The organism is Flavobacterium orientale, from assembly GCF_014638005.1.
In the GTDB taxonomy this organism is placed as follows: domain Bacteria; phylum Bacteroidota; class Bacteroidia; order Flavobacteriales; family Flavobacteriaceae; genus Flavobacterium; species Flavobacterium orientale.
The window spans coordinates 403776-418016 of record NZ_BMFG01000002.1 but is presented as its reverse complement, the minus strand read 5'-3'; the positions used below and the strand labels follow the sequence as shown (position 1 = coordinate 418016).

The 14241-nt window shown below is 32.3% G+C and carries 15 protein-coding genes; 11 read left to right on the top strand and 4 right to left on the bottom strand.

Annotated features, from left to right (window positions below; translation table 11 throughout):
- Positions 1-6: 6 nt before the first annotated feature.
- Complete coding sequence (locus tag IEV15_RS04375; RefSeq protein WP_188361283.1) at positions 7-984, bottom strand: pyruvate dehydrogenase complex E1 component subunit beta; 978 nt, start codon at positions 982-984, stop codon at positions 7-9.
- Positions 985-1246: 262 nt separating this feature from the next.
- Here IEV15_RS04375 and IEV15_RS04370 point away from each other — a divergent pair, with 262 nt between their 5' ends.
- The 6 genes from IEV15_RS04370 (at position 1247) to IEV15_RS04345 (ending at position 7501) form a co-directional block, all read left to right on the top strand.
- The gene (locus IEV15_RS04370) at positions 1247-1993 is read left to right on the top strand and encodes an electron transfer flavoprotein subunit beta/FixA family protein (RefSeq protein WP_188361282.1); all 747 of its coding nucleotides are present in this window, start codon (positions 1247-1249) and stop codon (positions 1991-1993) included.
- Between the two features lie 105 nt (positions 1994-2098).
- The gene (locus IEV15_RS04365; protein ID WP_188361281.1) at positions 2099-3067 is read left to right on the top strand and encodes an electron transfer flavoprotein subunit alpha/FixB family protein; all 969 of its coding nucleotides are present in this window, start codon (positions 2099-2101) and stop codon (positions 3065-3067) included.
- Between the two features lie 127 nt (positions 3068-3194).
- Positions 3195-3821: a bifunctional nuclease family protein gene (locus IEV15_RS04360; RefSeq protein WP_188361280.1), complete on the top strand. Its 627-nt coding sequence runs from the start codon at positions 3195-3197 to the stop codon at positions 3819-3821.
- Between the two features lie 42 nt (positions 3822-3863).
- Positions 3864-5522 (top strand): NupC/NupG family nucleoside CNT transporter, encoded by a 1659-nt coding sequence (locus tag IEV15_RS04355; protein WP_188361279.1) that lies wholly within the window; start codon positions 3864-3866, stop codon positions 5520-5522.
- Positions 5523-5869: 347 nt separating this feature from the next.
- Positions 5870-6694, top strand: coding sequence for a thymidylate synthase (locus IEV15_RS04350; protein WP_188361278.1), 825 nt, complete (start codon positions 5870-5872; stop codon positions 6692-6694).
- A 9-nt stretch (positions 6695-6703) separates the two neighbouring features.
- Complete coding sequence (locus IEV15_RS04345) at positions 6704-7501, top strand: energy transducer TonB (RefSeq protein ID WP_188361277.1); 798 nt, start codon at positions 6704-6706, stop codon at positions 7499-7501.
- Between the two features lie 52 nt (positions 7502-7553).
- Here IEV15_RS04345 and IEV15_RS04340 read toward each other — a convergent pair whose 3' ends face one another.
- Positions 7554-7850, bottom strand: a complete 297-nt coding sequence (locus tag IEV15_RS04340) for an isoamylase early set domain-containing protein (RefSeq protein WP_188361276.1) — start codon at positions 7848-7850, stop codon at positions 7554-7556.
- A 240-nt stretch (positions 7851-8090) separates the two neighbouring features.
- Here IEV15_RS04340 and IEV15_RS04335 point away from each other — a divergent pair, with 240 nt between their 5' ends.
- Positions 8091-8432, top strand: coding sequence for a 2TM domain-containing protein (locus tag IEV15_RS04335; protein WP_188361275.1), 342 nt, complete (start codon positions 8091-8093; stop codon positions 8430-8432).
- Complete coding sequence (locus IEV15_RS04330) at positions 8432-8923, top strand: dihydrofolate reductase (RefSeq protein WP_188361274.1); 492 nt, start codon at positions 8432-8434, stop codon at positions 8921-8923. Before IEV15_RS04335 ends, IEV15_RS04330 begins: the two co-directional genes overlap by 1 nt.
- A gap of 37 nt (positions 8924-8960) precedes the next feature.
- Here IEV15_RS04330 and IEV15_RS04325 read toward each other — a convergent pair whose 3' ends face one another.
- Positions 8961-9278: a hypothetical protein gene (locus tag IEV15_RS04325; protein ID WP_188361273.1), complete on the bottom strand. Its 318-nt coding sequence runs from the start codon at positions 9276-9278 to the stop codon at positions 8961-8963.
- 195 nt (positions 9279-9473) lie between these two features.
- Here IEV15_RS04325 and ubiE point away from each other — a divergent pair, with 195 nt between their 5' ends.
- A complete protein-coding gene (gene ubiE / locus IEV15_RS04320; RefSeq protein ID WP_188361272.1) occupies positions 9474-10202 on the top strand; it encodes a bifunctional demethylmenaquinone methyltransferase/2-methoxy-6-polyprenyl-1,4-benzoquinol methylase UbiE in 729 nt (242 codons plus the stop codon).
- 4 nt (positions 10203-10206) lie between these two features.
- The gene (porT, locus tag IEV15_RS04315) at positions 10207-10908 is read left to right on the top strand and encodes a type IX secretion/gliding motility protein PorT/SprT (protein WP_229734090.1); all 702 of its coding nucleotides are present in this window, start codon (positions 10207-10209) and stop codon (positions 10906-10908) included.
- On the opposite strand, the gene IEV15_RS04310 is transcribed toward porT, so the two are convergent.
- Complete coding sequence (locus IEV15_RS04310) at positions 10895-11632, bottom strand: TrmH family RNA methyltransferase (RefSeq protein ID WP_188361271.1); 738 nt, start codon at positions 11630-11632, stop codon at positions 10895-10897. The two genes, porT and IEV15_RS04310, sit on opposite strands and share 14 nt — an antisense overlap.
- 37 nt (positions 11633-11669) lie before the next feature.
- Here IEV15_RS04310 and tamL point away from each other — a divergent pair, with 37 nt between their 5' ends.
- Entirely contained in the window at positions 11670-14231 is a 2562-nt protein-coding gene (gene tamL / locus IEV15_RS04305; RefSeq protein WP_188361270.1) for a translocation and assembly module lipoprotein TamL, read from the top strand.
- Positions 14232-14241: the final 10 nt, after the last annotated feature.

Sequence of the window (14241 nt, the reverse complement as noted above, 5' to 3'; positions counted from 1 at the left end):
TTTTGATTATTTATACAAAACCTTTTTTACTGCTTTGACAACATCATTTGAGTTTGGCAACCACTCTTTTAACAAACTTGGTGAATAAGGTGCCGGAGTGTCCGCTGTTGTAATTCGTTGAATTGGAGCATCTAAATAATCGAAAGCTCTCTCTTGAACCATATAGGTAATTTCCGAAGCAACACTTGCGAACGGCCAAGCCTCTTCTAAAACCACTAAACGATTTGTTTTTTTAACCGATTTTAAAATGGCATCATAATCCATTGGACGAACCGTTCTTAAATCAATGATTTCACATGAAATTCCTTCTTTGGCTAATTCATCAGCAGCTATGAAAGCTTCTTTGATAATTTTTCCAAAAGAAACAATTGTTACATCAGCACCTTCTCTTTTGATATCAGCTACTCCTAAAGGAATTGTATATTCTCCATCAGGAACTTCCATTTTGTCACCATACATTTGTTCTGATTCCATGAAAATTACAGGATCGTTATCACGAATTGCTGATTTTAATAAACCTTTTGCATCATAAGCATTTGATGGAACAACCACTTTTAGACCCGGAGTATTAGCAAACCAGTTTTCAAAAGCTTGTGAGTGTGTTGCTCCTAATTGTCCTGCAGAAGCTGTTGGCCCACGAAACACCATTGGCATTGGGAACTGTCCTGCAGACATTTGACGCATTTTTGCTGCGTTATTTATAATTTGATCAATTCCAACCAAAGAGAAGTTGAAGGTCATAAATTCAACAATAGGACGACAACCGTTCATGGCTGAACCTACGGCAATTCCTGCAAAACCTAATTCAGCGATTGGTGTATCAATTACTCTTTTTGGCCCAAACTCATCCAACATTCCTTTTGAAGCTTTGTAGGCTCCGTTATATTCTGCTACTTCTTCACCCATTAAATAAATGCTTTCATCACGACGCATTTCTTCGCTCATGGCTTCACAAATGGCTTCTCTAAATTGAATTGTTCTCATATGGAAATTTTCTTAATGTCATTTTTACGAAAGGCAAAAATAAAAATTTAAAATCACTTTACTGCATATTTTGAATGTAAAATAGTGCACATTTTTTGTGTTTAAATTTTAAAGATTCTTCATTTTTCAGACTTAATTTGACACAATTCTATTTTAATAGGTTACGAAAACGATATATTACTGAAAATTTATTATGCACGCATACTAAAATTAGAAATTTTATTTGTACTTTCGTAACCGAAAAATAACTTAAACCTATTATATGAAAATATTAGTTTGCATCAGTCACGTACCTGATACTACTTCAAAAATTAATTTTATTAATGGTGATTCTGAATTTGACACAAATGGTGTTCAGTTTGTAATTAATCCAAATGATGAATTTGGTTTGACACGTGCCGTTTGGTTTCAAGAACAACAAGGAGCAACAGTAACCGTTGTAAATGTTGGCGGACCTGACACAGAACCAACGTTAAGAAAAGCATTAGCTATTGGAGCTAATGAAGCCATTCGTGTAAATGCAGCTCCAACTGACGGATTTTTTGTTGCAAAACAACTAGCGGAAGTAATTAAACAAGGTAACTATGATTTAGTTATCTGTGGAAAAGAGTCATTGGATTATAATGGCGGAATGGTTCCGGGAATGATTGCAGGTTTATTAGGATATAATTTTATCAATTCTTGCATCGATGTAAAAATTGACGGTACTTCTGTTAAAGCAATCAGAGAAATTGATGGTGGAAAAGAAACTAGTTCTACATCTTTACCATTAATTATAGGTGGACAAAAAGGTTTGGTTGAAGAAAAAGATTTGCGAATTCCAAACATGAGAGGAATTATGACAGCTCGTACAAAAGCATTAACAGTTGTAGAACCAATTGATGCAAATAACAGCACGAAAGCGGTTAAGTTTGAAAAGCCGACTCCAAAATCAGCGGTGAAATTAGTAAGTGCTGATAACTTGGATGAATTAGTGAGTTTGTTACACAACGAAGCTAAGGTTATTTAGTAAGGAGTTTTTAGTTGGGATTTTGGGAGTAGGCATTACACCAACTTTTAAATCCTTAAACCTGTAAACTCTTAAACCATTATTAAACTTTTAAACAAAAAAATTATGTCATTATTAATATATGCAGAATCGGCAGAAGGAAAATTTAAGAAAGTAGCTTTCGAATTAGCTTCCTATGCAAAAAAAGTAGCTGAATCATTAGGAACAACAGTAACAGCCGTAACGGTAAACGCTTCTGATGTTTCAGAATTATCAAAATATGGCGTTGACAAAGTATTGAAAATTACCAATGACAAGTTGGCAACTTTCAACGCAAAAGCCTATGCTGATGCCATCAAACAAGCGGCTCAAAAAGAAGGTGCTAAAGTAATTGTTCTTTCTTCAACTACCGATAGTATTTATCTTGCACCATTAGTTGCTGTAGGATTAGAAGCAGGATTTACATCAAATGTGGTTGGTTTGCCTTTGAGCACTTCACCTTTTCAAGTAAAAAGAAATGCTTTTTCAAATAAAGCTTTCAACATCACTGAAATTTCTACTGATGTAAAAGTTTTAGGCTTAGCGAAAAACTCTTATGGTTTGGTAGAAAGCAATTCAAATTTAACAACCGAAGATTTTTCACCAAATTTAAATGATGCCGATTTTAATGTAAAAGTTGAAAGCGTAGAAAAGGTAAGCGGAAAAGTAACGATTGCCGATGCAGAAGTTGTAGTTTCCGGCGGACGCGGATTAAAAGGTCCTGAAAACTGGGGGTTATTAGAAGATTTAGCTGCCGTTTTAGGTGCTGCAACAGCTTGTTCAAAACCGGTATCCGATTTAGGTTGGAGACCTCATAGCGAACACGTTGGACAAACGGGAAAACCTGTAGCAACCAATTTATATATTGCTATTGGAATTTCAGGAGCAATTCAACACATTGCAGGGATCAATTCCTCAAAAGTAAAAGTAGTTATCAATTCTGATCCTGAAGCACCTTTCTTTAAAGTTGCCGATTATGGAGTGGTTGGTGATGCATTTGAAATTGTTCCTAAATTGACTCAAAAATTAAAAGAATTTAAAGCTCAAAATTCATAATTTTTTATAAATTGTGCCCTCATTGGGCTATCTAAATTGAGATAGTTGTATCTTTGTTTGGATAGCCCATTTTTTAATTATTAATTTAGCTATGTACTTTGTACTTACTACTTTGTACTGATATAATATGAGTCTTGTTAAACTAGCCATAAAAGGAATTTCTTATAGCCAAACACAAAATGGTGCTTATGCTTTAATTTTGAATGAAGTTGACGGCGAACGAAAACTACCAATTGTTATTGGAGCTTTTGAAGCACAATCGATTGCAATTGCTTTAGAAAAAGAGATAAAACCACCTCGTCCACTCACTCACGACTTGTTTAAAAATTTTGCCGATCGATTTGACATTATTGTCAAACAGGTGATTATTCACAAATTGGTTGATGGTGTTTTTTATTCGAGTATTATTTGTGAAAGAGATAAAATTGAGGAAATTATTGACGCTCGTACTTCCGATGCTATTGCTTTGGCATTGCGATTTAACGCCCCCATTTTCACCTATAAAAACATTTTAGACAAAGCGGGTGTCTATCTCAAAGGAAACACTATGGAGCCTGAAAATGCCGTTGAAGAAAACGACGCTGTTTTGAGTACCCCTGAAACTTTTGGTTTAGAAGACACTTCTGCCCCAAAAGATAGCTATAGCAGTAAAAGCGTTCAGGAACTCTATGAAATGCTCAATGAAGCTGTTCAAAATGAAGATTATGAAAAGGCTGCAAAAATTAGAGACGAAATTTCAAAGAAAGAATCTTAGCTTTTTATTCTAAATAAATAATCCAAAAAGTACCTCTTAAAAATGTATAAAAAATTAATTTTACTAACACTTACTTTGCTATTCTCGTTAGGTTTAAGTGCACAAGAACTTGAGAAAAAGTGGCAATTAAGTTCATCAAAAACGGATTATTTAGAATTAAAAGAAGGCAGCTACGAACTAAAAATAAGTGCCGATAGTTTAACCCAAAAAGGAGATTATTTGGTTCAGGACAACTATTTATTTCTTTTTGAAAACGGCTCTGATGCTCCAACCAAACGATTTACAATTGCAACAAAATCTGATTCGCTATTAACTTTAAAATCAAAAGATAAAGCCTATTCGTTTTTCTCATCCAATAAAATAGAACCTGAACAAACCCAATCAAAACTAATTGCTAGTGAAGGTTTTACCGTTACAAGCTTATGGAAAGGAATTCTTGGAATGCTTTCACTTTTAGCCTTAGCTTTTGTATTTAGTGCCAATCGAAAAGCTATCAACTGGAAAACTGTTGGAATTGGAGTTTTGGCACAATTGATACTTGCAATTGGTGTTTTGAAAGTTACTTTTGTAAAAAATATATTTGAATTTGTAGGCGGATTATTTGTTAAAGTTTTAGATTTTACAAGAGCCGGAAGCGAATTTTTATTAGGCGGAATGATGAATGTTGATAATTTTGGATTCATCTTTTTGTTTCAAGTTCTACCAACCATTATTTTCTTTTCTGCTCTAACTTCTCTGTTATTCTATTTAGGAATAATTCAAATCGTTGTTAAAGGTTTAGCGATGCTTCTAACCAAAATTTTAGGCATTTCAGGTGCTGAAAGTTTATCGGTTGCAGGAAATATCTTTTTAGGTCAAACCGAAGCTCCGCTGATGATTAAAGCGTACTTGGAGAAAATGAATAAAAGTGAAATTCTTTTGGTTATGGTCGGAGGAATGGCCACTGTTGCCGGAGGAGTTTTAGCGGCTTACATTGGATTTTTAGGAGGAAATGATCCTGTTTTGCGATTGGAATTTGCCAAACATTTACTTGCGGCATCCGTTATGGCGGCACCCGGAGCTATTGTAGTATCAAAAATTTTATATCCTCAAACAGAATTAATTAACACAAATGTTGAAGTTTCAAAAGAAAAAATTGGGTCAAATATTCTTGATGCTATTGCAACCGGAACAACAGAAGGACTGAAATTAGCAGCCAATGTTGCAGCGATGTTGTTGGTTTTTATTGCTTTTATTGCGATGATTAATTATACTTTAAGTTGGATTGGAGGGTGGTCTGGTTTAAACGATGTAATTGCTGCAAACACACCTTATTCTAAATTTTCGTTAGAAACTATTTTAGGAATTGTCTTTGCTCCTTTAATGTGGTTAATTGGTGTTGCTAAAGAAGACGTAATGTTAATGGGACAACTACTTGGAATAAAACTAGCAGCCTCTGAATTTGTAGGGTATATTCAATTAGCTGAATTAAAAAATGTAGCTTCAACCATCCATTTTACGTATGACAAATCAGTTATTATGGCAACCTATATGTTATGTGGTTTTGCTAATTTTGCATCCATCGGAATACAAATTGGCGGCATTGGATCATTAGCACCGGGACAACGCAAAACACTTTCAGAATTTGGCTTAAAAGCGGTGATTGGAGGAAGTATTGCTTCTTTGCTATCAGCTACCATTGCGGGAATGATAATAGGATAAGATATGACACATCATTTTATATGCAATCATTGCAAATATGAAAATAAAGTTTCAATTAACGAAAGCGATAGAGGAACTTATCAAATGCAACATGGAGATTTTAAAGAAACAACTTGTTTCAATTGTTTAAGAAAAGAAAAAACACATATTAATGATGTTTATGGTAAAGTTTCCAGAAAAACGATAGTTACTGGTTTTATTATAGGATTGGTATTGACTATCATTTTACTTTTTACGCTACCGAATATTATAATAATATCAACTGCAATTATCAGTATACCAACAATCCTATTTGTTTATGAGAACAGCATTGTGAAAACTTTTAATAATTACAGAATAAGAAAAAAATGAAACAATACCACGATCTAGTAAAACACGTTCTAGAAAACGGATCGCAAAAAGGAGACAGAACCGGAACCGGAACAATCAGTGTTTTTGGTTATCAAATGCGTTTTGATCTAAGCGAAGGTTTTCCTATGGTTACCACCAAAAAATTACATTTAAAATCAATTATACACGAATTGCTTTGGTTCATCAAAGGCGAAACAAATATCAGTTATCTCAAAGAAAACGGTGTTAAGATTTGGGACGAATGGGCTGATGAAAACGGCGATTTAGGTCCGGTTTATGGTCATCAATGGCGAAACTGGAACAGCGAAGAAATTGATCAAATTACTGAATTAATTGAAACATTAAAGAAAAACCCAAACAGCAGAAGAATGTTGGTTTCCGCTTGGAATCCTTCAGTTTTACCCGATACTTCTAAATCATTTTCCGAAAATGTAGCCAATGGAAAAGCGGCACTTCCGCCCTGTCATGCTTTTTTTCAATTTTATGTAGCTGATGGAAAATTGAGTTGTCAATTGTATCAACGAAGTGCCGATATCTTTTTAGGCGTACCTTTTAATATTGCTTCATATGCATTATTCACGTTGATGATTGCTCAGGTTTGCGATTTACAACCAGGAGAATTCATTCACACTTTTGGTGATGCTCATATTTATAACAATCATATTGAACAATTGGAATTACAACTTTCGCGTGAGCCAAAACCTTTGCCAAAAATGATTTTAAATCCGGATATTAAATCCATTTTCGATTTCACTTTTGATGATTTTACGTTGGAAGGATATGATCCACATCCACATATTAAAGGAGTTGTGGCAATTTAATTTATTTCTATGAAGATCTTAATTTACTTTTTATTGTTTTCCATTTCATTAACTGGACAAGAAAAAAAAACTCAAAAATATTTTCCGTTTCATGATAATTGTACCAATAAAAGCAAGTATCGTGAATGCGAAAGAGAAATTTTTGAAAGAGAGATTTTAAATTTAATTACGCCTGAAATTCTAAAAGAAATTCTAATAAATTTAAAAAACAATAAAGCAGTTTTGACTCTTGCATTTGTTTATCAAAATAACAAACCAATAAGGGAAGATATTGATATAGATTTTTCAAATAATGACCTAAAAGAAAAACTTAAAAATTTTCTTTTACAATTAGAGCCTCTTCCAAAAAATGATTCAATTGATGACACACTAAAGGTTAGACATTATGAATTTGTTTTTATAACTAATAAATCTAAAAAAAATCTGTCAATTGCAACCGAGAGACAGTTGAAAGAAATGAATCACAAATCAGAACTCAAGTTTGGAACAAGTCCATATCCTTTTGAATGTCAAAATTCTAATGATTTAGATAATTGTGTGAATCAATTTATGAATAACCACATTATAAAAAATTTCAGGTATCCCGAAGAAGCTATAGACAGGGGCATTAGGGGAAAAGTAACTTGTAGATTCATAATCGATAGAAATGGTTACCTACAAATTGAAAAATTAGATGGACCGCATTTTTTATTAGAAAAAGAAGCGGAACGTATTTTGAGACGCTTACCAAAATTTCAGCATGGCACCATCAAAGGTATACCTGCAAAATTTTCTTATAATATACCAATTACATTCAAATTAGATTAAAAAAAAATCCGTTTGAAGAATCAAACGGATTAACTTTTCTTTAAAACAAAAATTATACTGCAACAACGCTATTCTCAGCCGCTGCAAAATCATTCCATTTGTAAGCATCCGCTTGGTCATCGTTTACGAATTCTCCATCAACTAAATAACGGAATTCGTATGAATTTGAAGCCGGTAAATCAAATGTAGCTTTGAAAGTTCCGTTTTTTAATTTTGCTAATTCTCCTTCAGCAGGATTCCAATTGTTAAAATCACCAACAACTGCAGCAGTTGTAGCTTCTTTTGCCTCGATTGAAAAAGTTACTTTACAAACCGGTTTCGTTTTTATAAATTGTTTCTTAAGTGCCATCTTATTTGTATTTAAATAGTTACGGCACAAAGTAACAAACAGAATGTTGAATTTCAAATAGTTAGATTCATTTTTATCATATTCGTATTTTAGCCAGCTAAAGTTCGCTATATTATTAATTTATAAGGAATTAAATTGCAATCTGAAAATAAGAAAACGTTTTCATGTTAAAATATCTTAATTTGGTGTTTCATCTTTTCAAAAAAAAGTATACCTTTAAATTCAAAATTTAAGCACAAAATGGAAAATCAACAGCACGAAAAATACGAATATGCAAGAAGAAGAATCAAACAAAAGAAGCGTTTGTATTTCCACTTCATTCTTTTCTTAATTGGTAGTTTATTCTTTTTATTAGTTGATAAAATTTATGACATACAACCTTTTGAAGGTTGGTATTTATGGGCAGTAACTTTGTGGTTTTTCTTTTTTATTTTACATTTTATCAAAGTTTATATTACCGACCGATTTATGAACAAAAATTGGGAGCGTGAACAAATTGATCGATTAGTAGCTTTACAAGATAAAAAAATAGAACAGCTGCAAAAAAAGATTGAGTCTGAGAATTCCAACACTACCGAATAATGATTACAATAATTGCAGCTGCGGCTGAAAATAGAGCTCTAGGAAAAGACAATGATTTAATTTGGCATTTGCCCGATGACTTTAAAAGATTTAAGCAGCTAACCACAGGACATTATATAATAATGGGAAGAAAAACTTTTGAAAGTTTTCCAAAACCATTACCAAACAGAACTCATGTTATAATTACAAGACAGAAAAACTACGACGCACCAAACTGCATTGTGGTGAGTAGTTTAAAAAAAGCAATAGCTCTTTGTCCATCAGATGAAAACTTGTTCATAATTGGTGGTGGCGAAATATACGCTCAATCTATGGATATTGCTCATAAAATTGAGTTAACCAGAGTGCATCATTCATTTGAAGCAGATACTTTTTTCCCTGAAATTCCGGAATCAGATTGGATTTTACACCATGAAGAATACCATCCAAAAGATGAGAAACATAAATTTGACTTTACTTATCAAACTTACCTAAAAAAAAACATCCCGTAAAGGGATGTTTTTAGAATCATTAAAGCTGTACTCAAAGCTATTCCAGCGTAAGTATCTGATAACTTAATATAAATATTACCACTGCCAAAAAAATTCCTGAAAAGAAAATGATGACATTAGCAAACTTTTGAGAATACATCTCAAAAAAACCTTTAATACCAAATACCACAAAGGTACTAAAGGCGTAAAAAACTAAAATTTCCAAAAACAAATTTAACCCTAAGAACGTATTAGGCACTTCAATTTCTGAAGTGTTTGCGAAAACATTGCTGTTGATACTTATAACTAAAACACAAGTAATTACCAGTGCCAAAAGCAACCACTTGATTTCTGTTTTAACTATTCTTGATAACATACTTTAATTATTTGATTCTTTTGTAAAATTGCTTAAATCAAATGAATACTACAATACCCATAATTAAGGATATTTTTTTATCCCTAATATTAAGGATATTTTGTTTAATGTTTTTTATAATAAAATAAACAATTATGATGAAATACAACTTGTTAAACTTATATAATAGATTATCTTTGTAAAAAAAATATCAGCATGTCTAAAAACGTGACTCCCTATAAAGATTCTTCATTAGGAAAAAAGGAACAAGTTGCTCAAATGTTCGACACCATTTCGGGTAACTATGATGGTTTAAATCGAGTAATTTCATTTGGAACAGATGTAAAATGGCGAAAAAAAGTATTAAATTTAGTTTCGCAAACTAATCCTGAAAACATTTTGGATATTGCTACAGGAACAGGCGATTTGGCCATTTTAATGACTGCTACAAACGCAAAGAAAATTGTAGGTCTTGATATTTCTGCAGGAATGTTAGAAGTTGGAAAAAAGAAAATAGAAAAAAAGAATTTATCAGATAAAATAGAAATGGTTTTAGGTGATTCTGAAAACATTCCTTTTGAAGACAACACCTTTGATGCTATAACGGTTGCTTTTGGTGTTAGAAACTTTGAAAATTTAGAGAAAGGTTTGGCTGAAATCAAAAGAGTTTTAAAGCCAAACGGTATTTTTGTTATTTTAGAAACTTCGGTTCCTAAAAAATTTCCATTCAAGCAAGGTTATAAATTGTATACAAAAAACATTCTTCCTCTGATTGGAAAACTTTTTTCAAGAGATAATTCTGCTTATGCTTATTTATCAGAATCTGCATCAGTTTTTCCTTATGGTGAAGCTTTAAACAATATTTTGCGTAATATTGGGTTTATAAATGTTGTTTCTGAACCACAAACGTTTGGTGTGGCAACAATATATAGTGCTTCTAAATAATCGTATGAAAAAAATAGTTTGTTTTATATTTCTATTTGCATTTTTAAATGGCCATTCTCAATTTAAGGGAATGTTTGCAAAAGACCCAATTACTAATCTGGAAAACTTTGATAAACAAAGAGTTCACTGGGGTTATTTTCTTGGTTTTAATTTTTATGATTTCAAATTTGACTATACTGAAGAAACTACAGACATCATAGTTGAAGGAACAACCGGCTTCAACGTTGGTCTTGTTGGAAACCTCCGACTTCACGAGTACATCGATTTGCGTTTTGAACCGGGATTATATTACACCCAAAGAAATTTGAAATATCCATTAATTGAAAATGAATTTGATGCTTTACGTGAAGTTAAATCTACTTATATTCACTTTCCTTTGTTGGTGAAATTTTCTTCTAAGAGAATTGGAAATTTCAGACCTTACATAGTTGGCGGTCTTTCTACCTCCTTAAATTTATCAAGTAATGCAAAAGCTCAAGATGACAATTTTAATAATCGATTCAGAGTAAACCAATGGACAACTAATTATGAAATGGGATTTGGTATTGATTTATATTTTGAATATTTTAAATTTTCTCCGTCTATACGAGGTGTATTTAGTTTCAATGATGAATTAATCAGAGATAACGACCCTAATAGTCCATGGACAGGAACTGTTGAATCGATGAAAACCCGCGGTGTTTTTATAAACTTTACTTTCCACTAATTTTTCGTTGCATTTCGCTTAACACTATAGCAGTAGCAGTAGCAACATTCAAACTTTCGGTTTTTTGAATTGTTCCAAATCGTGGAATTGTTATTTTATGTTGTACCAAGAACCCTATTTCTTCTGAAATTCCGTTGGCTTCATTACCCATAATTACAATTCCTTCTTTCGAAAAATCTTCTGAATAAATAGAATTTTCATCCATAAAAGTGCCATAAATTGGCAAACTTGTTGTTTTTAGCATTTTAGCTAAATCGCCATAAACAACAGTAACTCTGGAAACAGAACCCATTGTAGATTGTATTACTTTGGGATTATAAACATCAACGGTTGTTTCAGAGCAAAAAAGTTGTTCAATTCCAAACCAGTCACAAAGTCGAATGATTGTTCCGAGATTTCCGGGATCTCTAATGTCGTCTAAAGCCACAACCAATCCGGAATCAGAAAAAAGTTTTGTTTTTGGGATTTTAAAAACAGCCAAGCAATTATTTGGCGTGACCAAAGCACTGATTTTTTTTAATTCTTGTTCAGAAATTAAGATCGGATTCAACTCCTTATTATCAAATAAATTGGCATCAGTTGCATACAAATACAACAATTCAAATCCGGCTTCAATGAATTCAGAAATCACCTTAATGCCTTCAGCAATAAACATTTGGTGTTCAACTCTGAATTTTTTTTGTCTTAAACTTATTATTAACTTTATTTGGTTTTTACTAACCATAGAAAAGATGTACTTTTGACTAAAATTATCCCATTACTTGAAAAGTAGCGACACAAAAATAGTATTATTAATAGTAATTACGATATTAATTTATTCGTGTAACACTGTAAAAAGAGTTCCCGATGGAAAAAGCTTACTTGTAAACACTGAAATTATTGTTGATGGCAAAGCTTCAAATCAAGAAAGTGTCAATGAAATATTGATTCAAAAACCAAATTCCCGCATTTTAAAAATTCCTTTGAGCTTATTGGTTTATAATTTAGCCCAACCAAATCCAGACTCTGTTTTCAAAGCAAGATTTATTGAAGATTCGGTGAGGTTCAAACGCATAAAGAGATTAATCTCTGAAAAACAAGTTTATCGATTAGGAGAATCTTTTTTTTATCAAGGGTTTAATAATTTTCTAAAAAGCAGCGGAGAAGCTCCGGAAATTGTTGATGATGAAAAAACCAAAAAAAGCACACAACGTCTTTACAACTATTATTTCAATAACGGTTATTTTGACGTAGAGACTTCTTCAAAAACAGATAGCGTTGGCTTTAAAAGAGCCAAAACAACTTATGAAGTCTCACTTGGAAAACCTTATATTATAGATTCTATCAAAACTGCCATTTCCTCTCCTGATGTTGATTCGCTTTATCAAGTTGCAAAAAGTAATTCTGCAATAAAATCAGGAGAACAATTTAAAAGTGAAAATTTTAGTGAAGAGCGAAACCGCTTAACATCATTCTTCAGAAATCGTGGAGTATATCAATTTCAACAGAATTATATCAATTTTGATATCGATACTATTGGTACTGGAAAAAAACCCAACATCACTATTGAAATAACAGACTTCAATTACCGAAAAGGAGATACAATTGTAACTGTTCCTTTTGAAATATTTACAATTAGTGAAGTAAATATCTTTACCGACAGCCCTTCGTCAAAAAACAAAATAAAAGTAGCCGATAGCATTTCTTATAAAGGATTTAACTTATATAGTACCGATAAAATCAAATACAAACCAAAAGCCATAACTGATGCTGTTTTTATCACAAAAGGCAATGTTTATGCAGATTATCAAAACACACTTACTAACCGCTACTTAAGTAATTTGAAAGTTTTTAACTATCCTACAATCCAATATATTGAAGATGAACGTGATACTATTTCGAACAGTTTAATTGCTAATATATATTTGAACCCTAGAAAAAAATACAGTTTTTTAGCAGCGGTTGACTTTACACATTCTAACATTCAAGATTTTGGTATCAGTGGAAATACGTCATTAACCATTCGAAATGTTTTTAACGGTGCTGAAACTTTTGAATTTGCCGTAAAAGGAACTGTTGGTTCTTCACGAGATTTGGCCGGTTCTAACGACAATTTTTTTAATATTTCAGAAGTTGGAGTTGATGCAAAACTTAACTTTCCAAGAATATTTTTTCCATTCAATACTGATAAAATTATTCCAAAGAGCATGATTCCTTCTACCAATTTTGGTGTTGGTTTTGCAAAACAGAAAAACATTGGTTTAGATAAAGAAAACTTTACCAGTTCACTAACTTATAATTGGAATCCAAAGCGATTCAACACCGTAAGATTTGATTTGTTCAACATTCAATATGTAAAAAATCTAAGAATTGATCGCTATTTTGATGTTTATCGTTCTTCGTATAATGCCTTAAACACTATTGCCGAAGTTTACAGTAATCAGGTAAATCCTGACTATTTTGACCCAAATAATAATTTAATTATTGAATCAGGAACAAACGGATTTCTAAATGATGTTTTAGGACCGGACCCTTCAATAGTTACAACTAACGAGGACTTTCGATCTGTTAGAGGAATTGACGAGAGAAAAAAACGATTAACTGAAAACAATTTGATTGTTGCATCGAGTTATAGTTATACAAAATCAACAAAAACATCATTATTATTAAACAATTTCTACATTTTAAAAGCCAAAGTAGAATCAGCCGGAAATCTCCTGTCATTGTTATCAAGAACCATTAATGAGCCCTTAATTTCTGAAGGAAGTTCCACTTTTTTTGATGTTGAATATTCACAATACATTAAAACAGAATTTGAATTTATAAAACATTGGGATTTAAAAAGAAACCGTGTTTTTGCTACGCGAACGTTTGCCGGAGTAGCAATTCCATATGGAAATTCAAACAACATTCCGTTTTCACGAAGTTACTTTGCCGGAGGAACAAATGACAACCGAGCTTGGAGACCTTATAGTTTAGGTCCGGGAAGCAGTGGTGCTTTAAATGATTTTAATGAGGCCAATTTAAAATTAGCCTTAAATGCAGAATACAGATTCAAGCTTTTTGGCAATTTTAGAGGTGCCTTTTTTGCCGATTTGGGTAATATTTGGAACTTCCTAGACAATGTCACATTAGAAGGTGCAAAGTTTACGGGAATAGCTTCCCTTAAAGATATCGCTTTGGGAACAGGAATTGGAACTCGCTACGATTTCAGTTTTTTTGTTGTTCGTTTTGACCTAGGATTTAAAACTTATAATCCAGCAAACGAAGAAAACAGACGATGGATGAAAGATTTTAATTTTAAAAGTTCTGTGCTAAATATTGGTATAAATTATCCATTCTAAATTCAGATTT

Coding starts and splice junctions, on each gene's coding strand:
- IEV15_RS04375 (WP_188361283.1), bottom strand. CDS start 984: ATGAGAACAATTCAATTTAGAGAAGCCATTTGTGAAGCCATGAGCGAA.
- IEV15_RS04370 (WP_188361282.1), top strand. CDS start 1,247: ATGAAAATATTAGTTTGCATCAGTCACGTACCTGATACTACTTCAAAA.
- IEV15_RS04365 (WP_188361281.1), top strand. CDS start 2,099: ATGTCATTATTAATATATGCAGAATCGGCAGAAGGAAAATTTAAGAAA.
- IEV15_RS04360 (WP_188361280.1), top strand. CDS start 3,195: ATGAGTCTTGTTAAACTAGCCATAAAAGGAATTTCTTATAGCCAAACA.
- IEV15_RS04355 (WP_188361279.1), top strand. CDS start 3,864: ATGTATAAAAAATTAATTTTACTAACACTTACTTTGCTATTCTCGTTA.
- IEV15_RS04350 (WP_188361278.1), top strand. CDS start 5,870: ATGAAACAATACCACGATCTAGTAAAACACGTTCTAGAAAACGGATCG.
- IEV15_RS04345 (WP_188361277.1), top strand. CDS start 6,704: ATGAAGATCTTAATTTACTTTTTATTGTTTTCCATTTCATTAACTGGA.
- IEV15_RS04340 (WP_188361276.1), bottom strand. CDS start 7,850: ATGGCACTTAAGAAACAATTTATAAAAACGAAACCGGTTTGTAAAGTA.
- IEV15_RS04335 (WP_188361275.1), top strand. CDS start 8,091: ATGGAAAATCAACAGCACGAAAAATACGAATATGCAAGAAGAAGAATC.
- IEV15_RS04330 (WP_188361274.1), top strand. CDS start 8,432: ATGATTACAATAATTGCAGCTGCGGCTGAAAATAGAGCTCTAGGAAAA.
- IEV15_RS04325 (WP_188361273.1), bottom strand. CDS start 9,278: ATGTTATCAAGAATAGTTAAAACAGAAATCAAGTGGTTGCTTTTGGCA.
- ubiE (WP_188361272.1), top strand. CDS start 9,474: ATGTCTAAAAACGTGACTCCCTATAAAGATTCTTCATTAGGAAAAAAG.
- porT (WP_229734090.1), top strand. CDS start 10,207: ATGAAAAAAATAGTTTGTTTTATATTTCTATTTGCATTTTTAAATGGC.
- IEV15_RS04310 (WP_188361271.1), bottom strand. CDS start 11,632: ATGGTTAGTAAAAACCAAATAAAGTTAATAATAAGTTTAAGACAAAAA.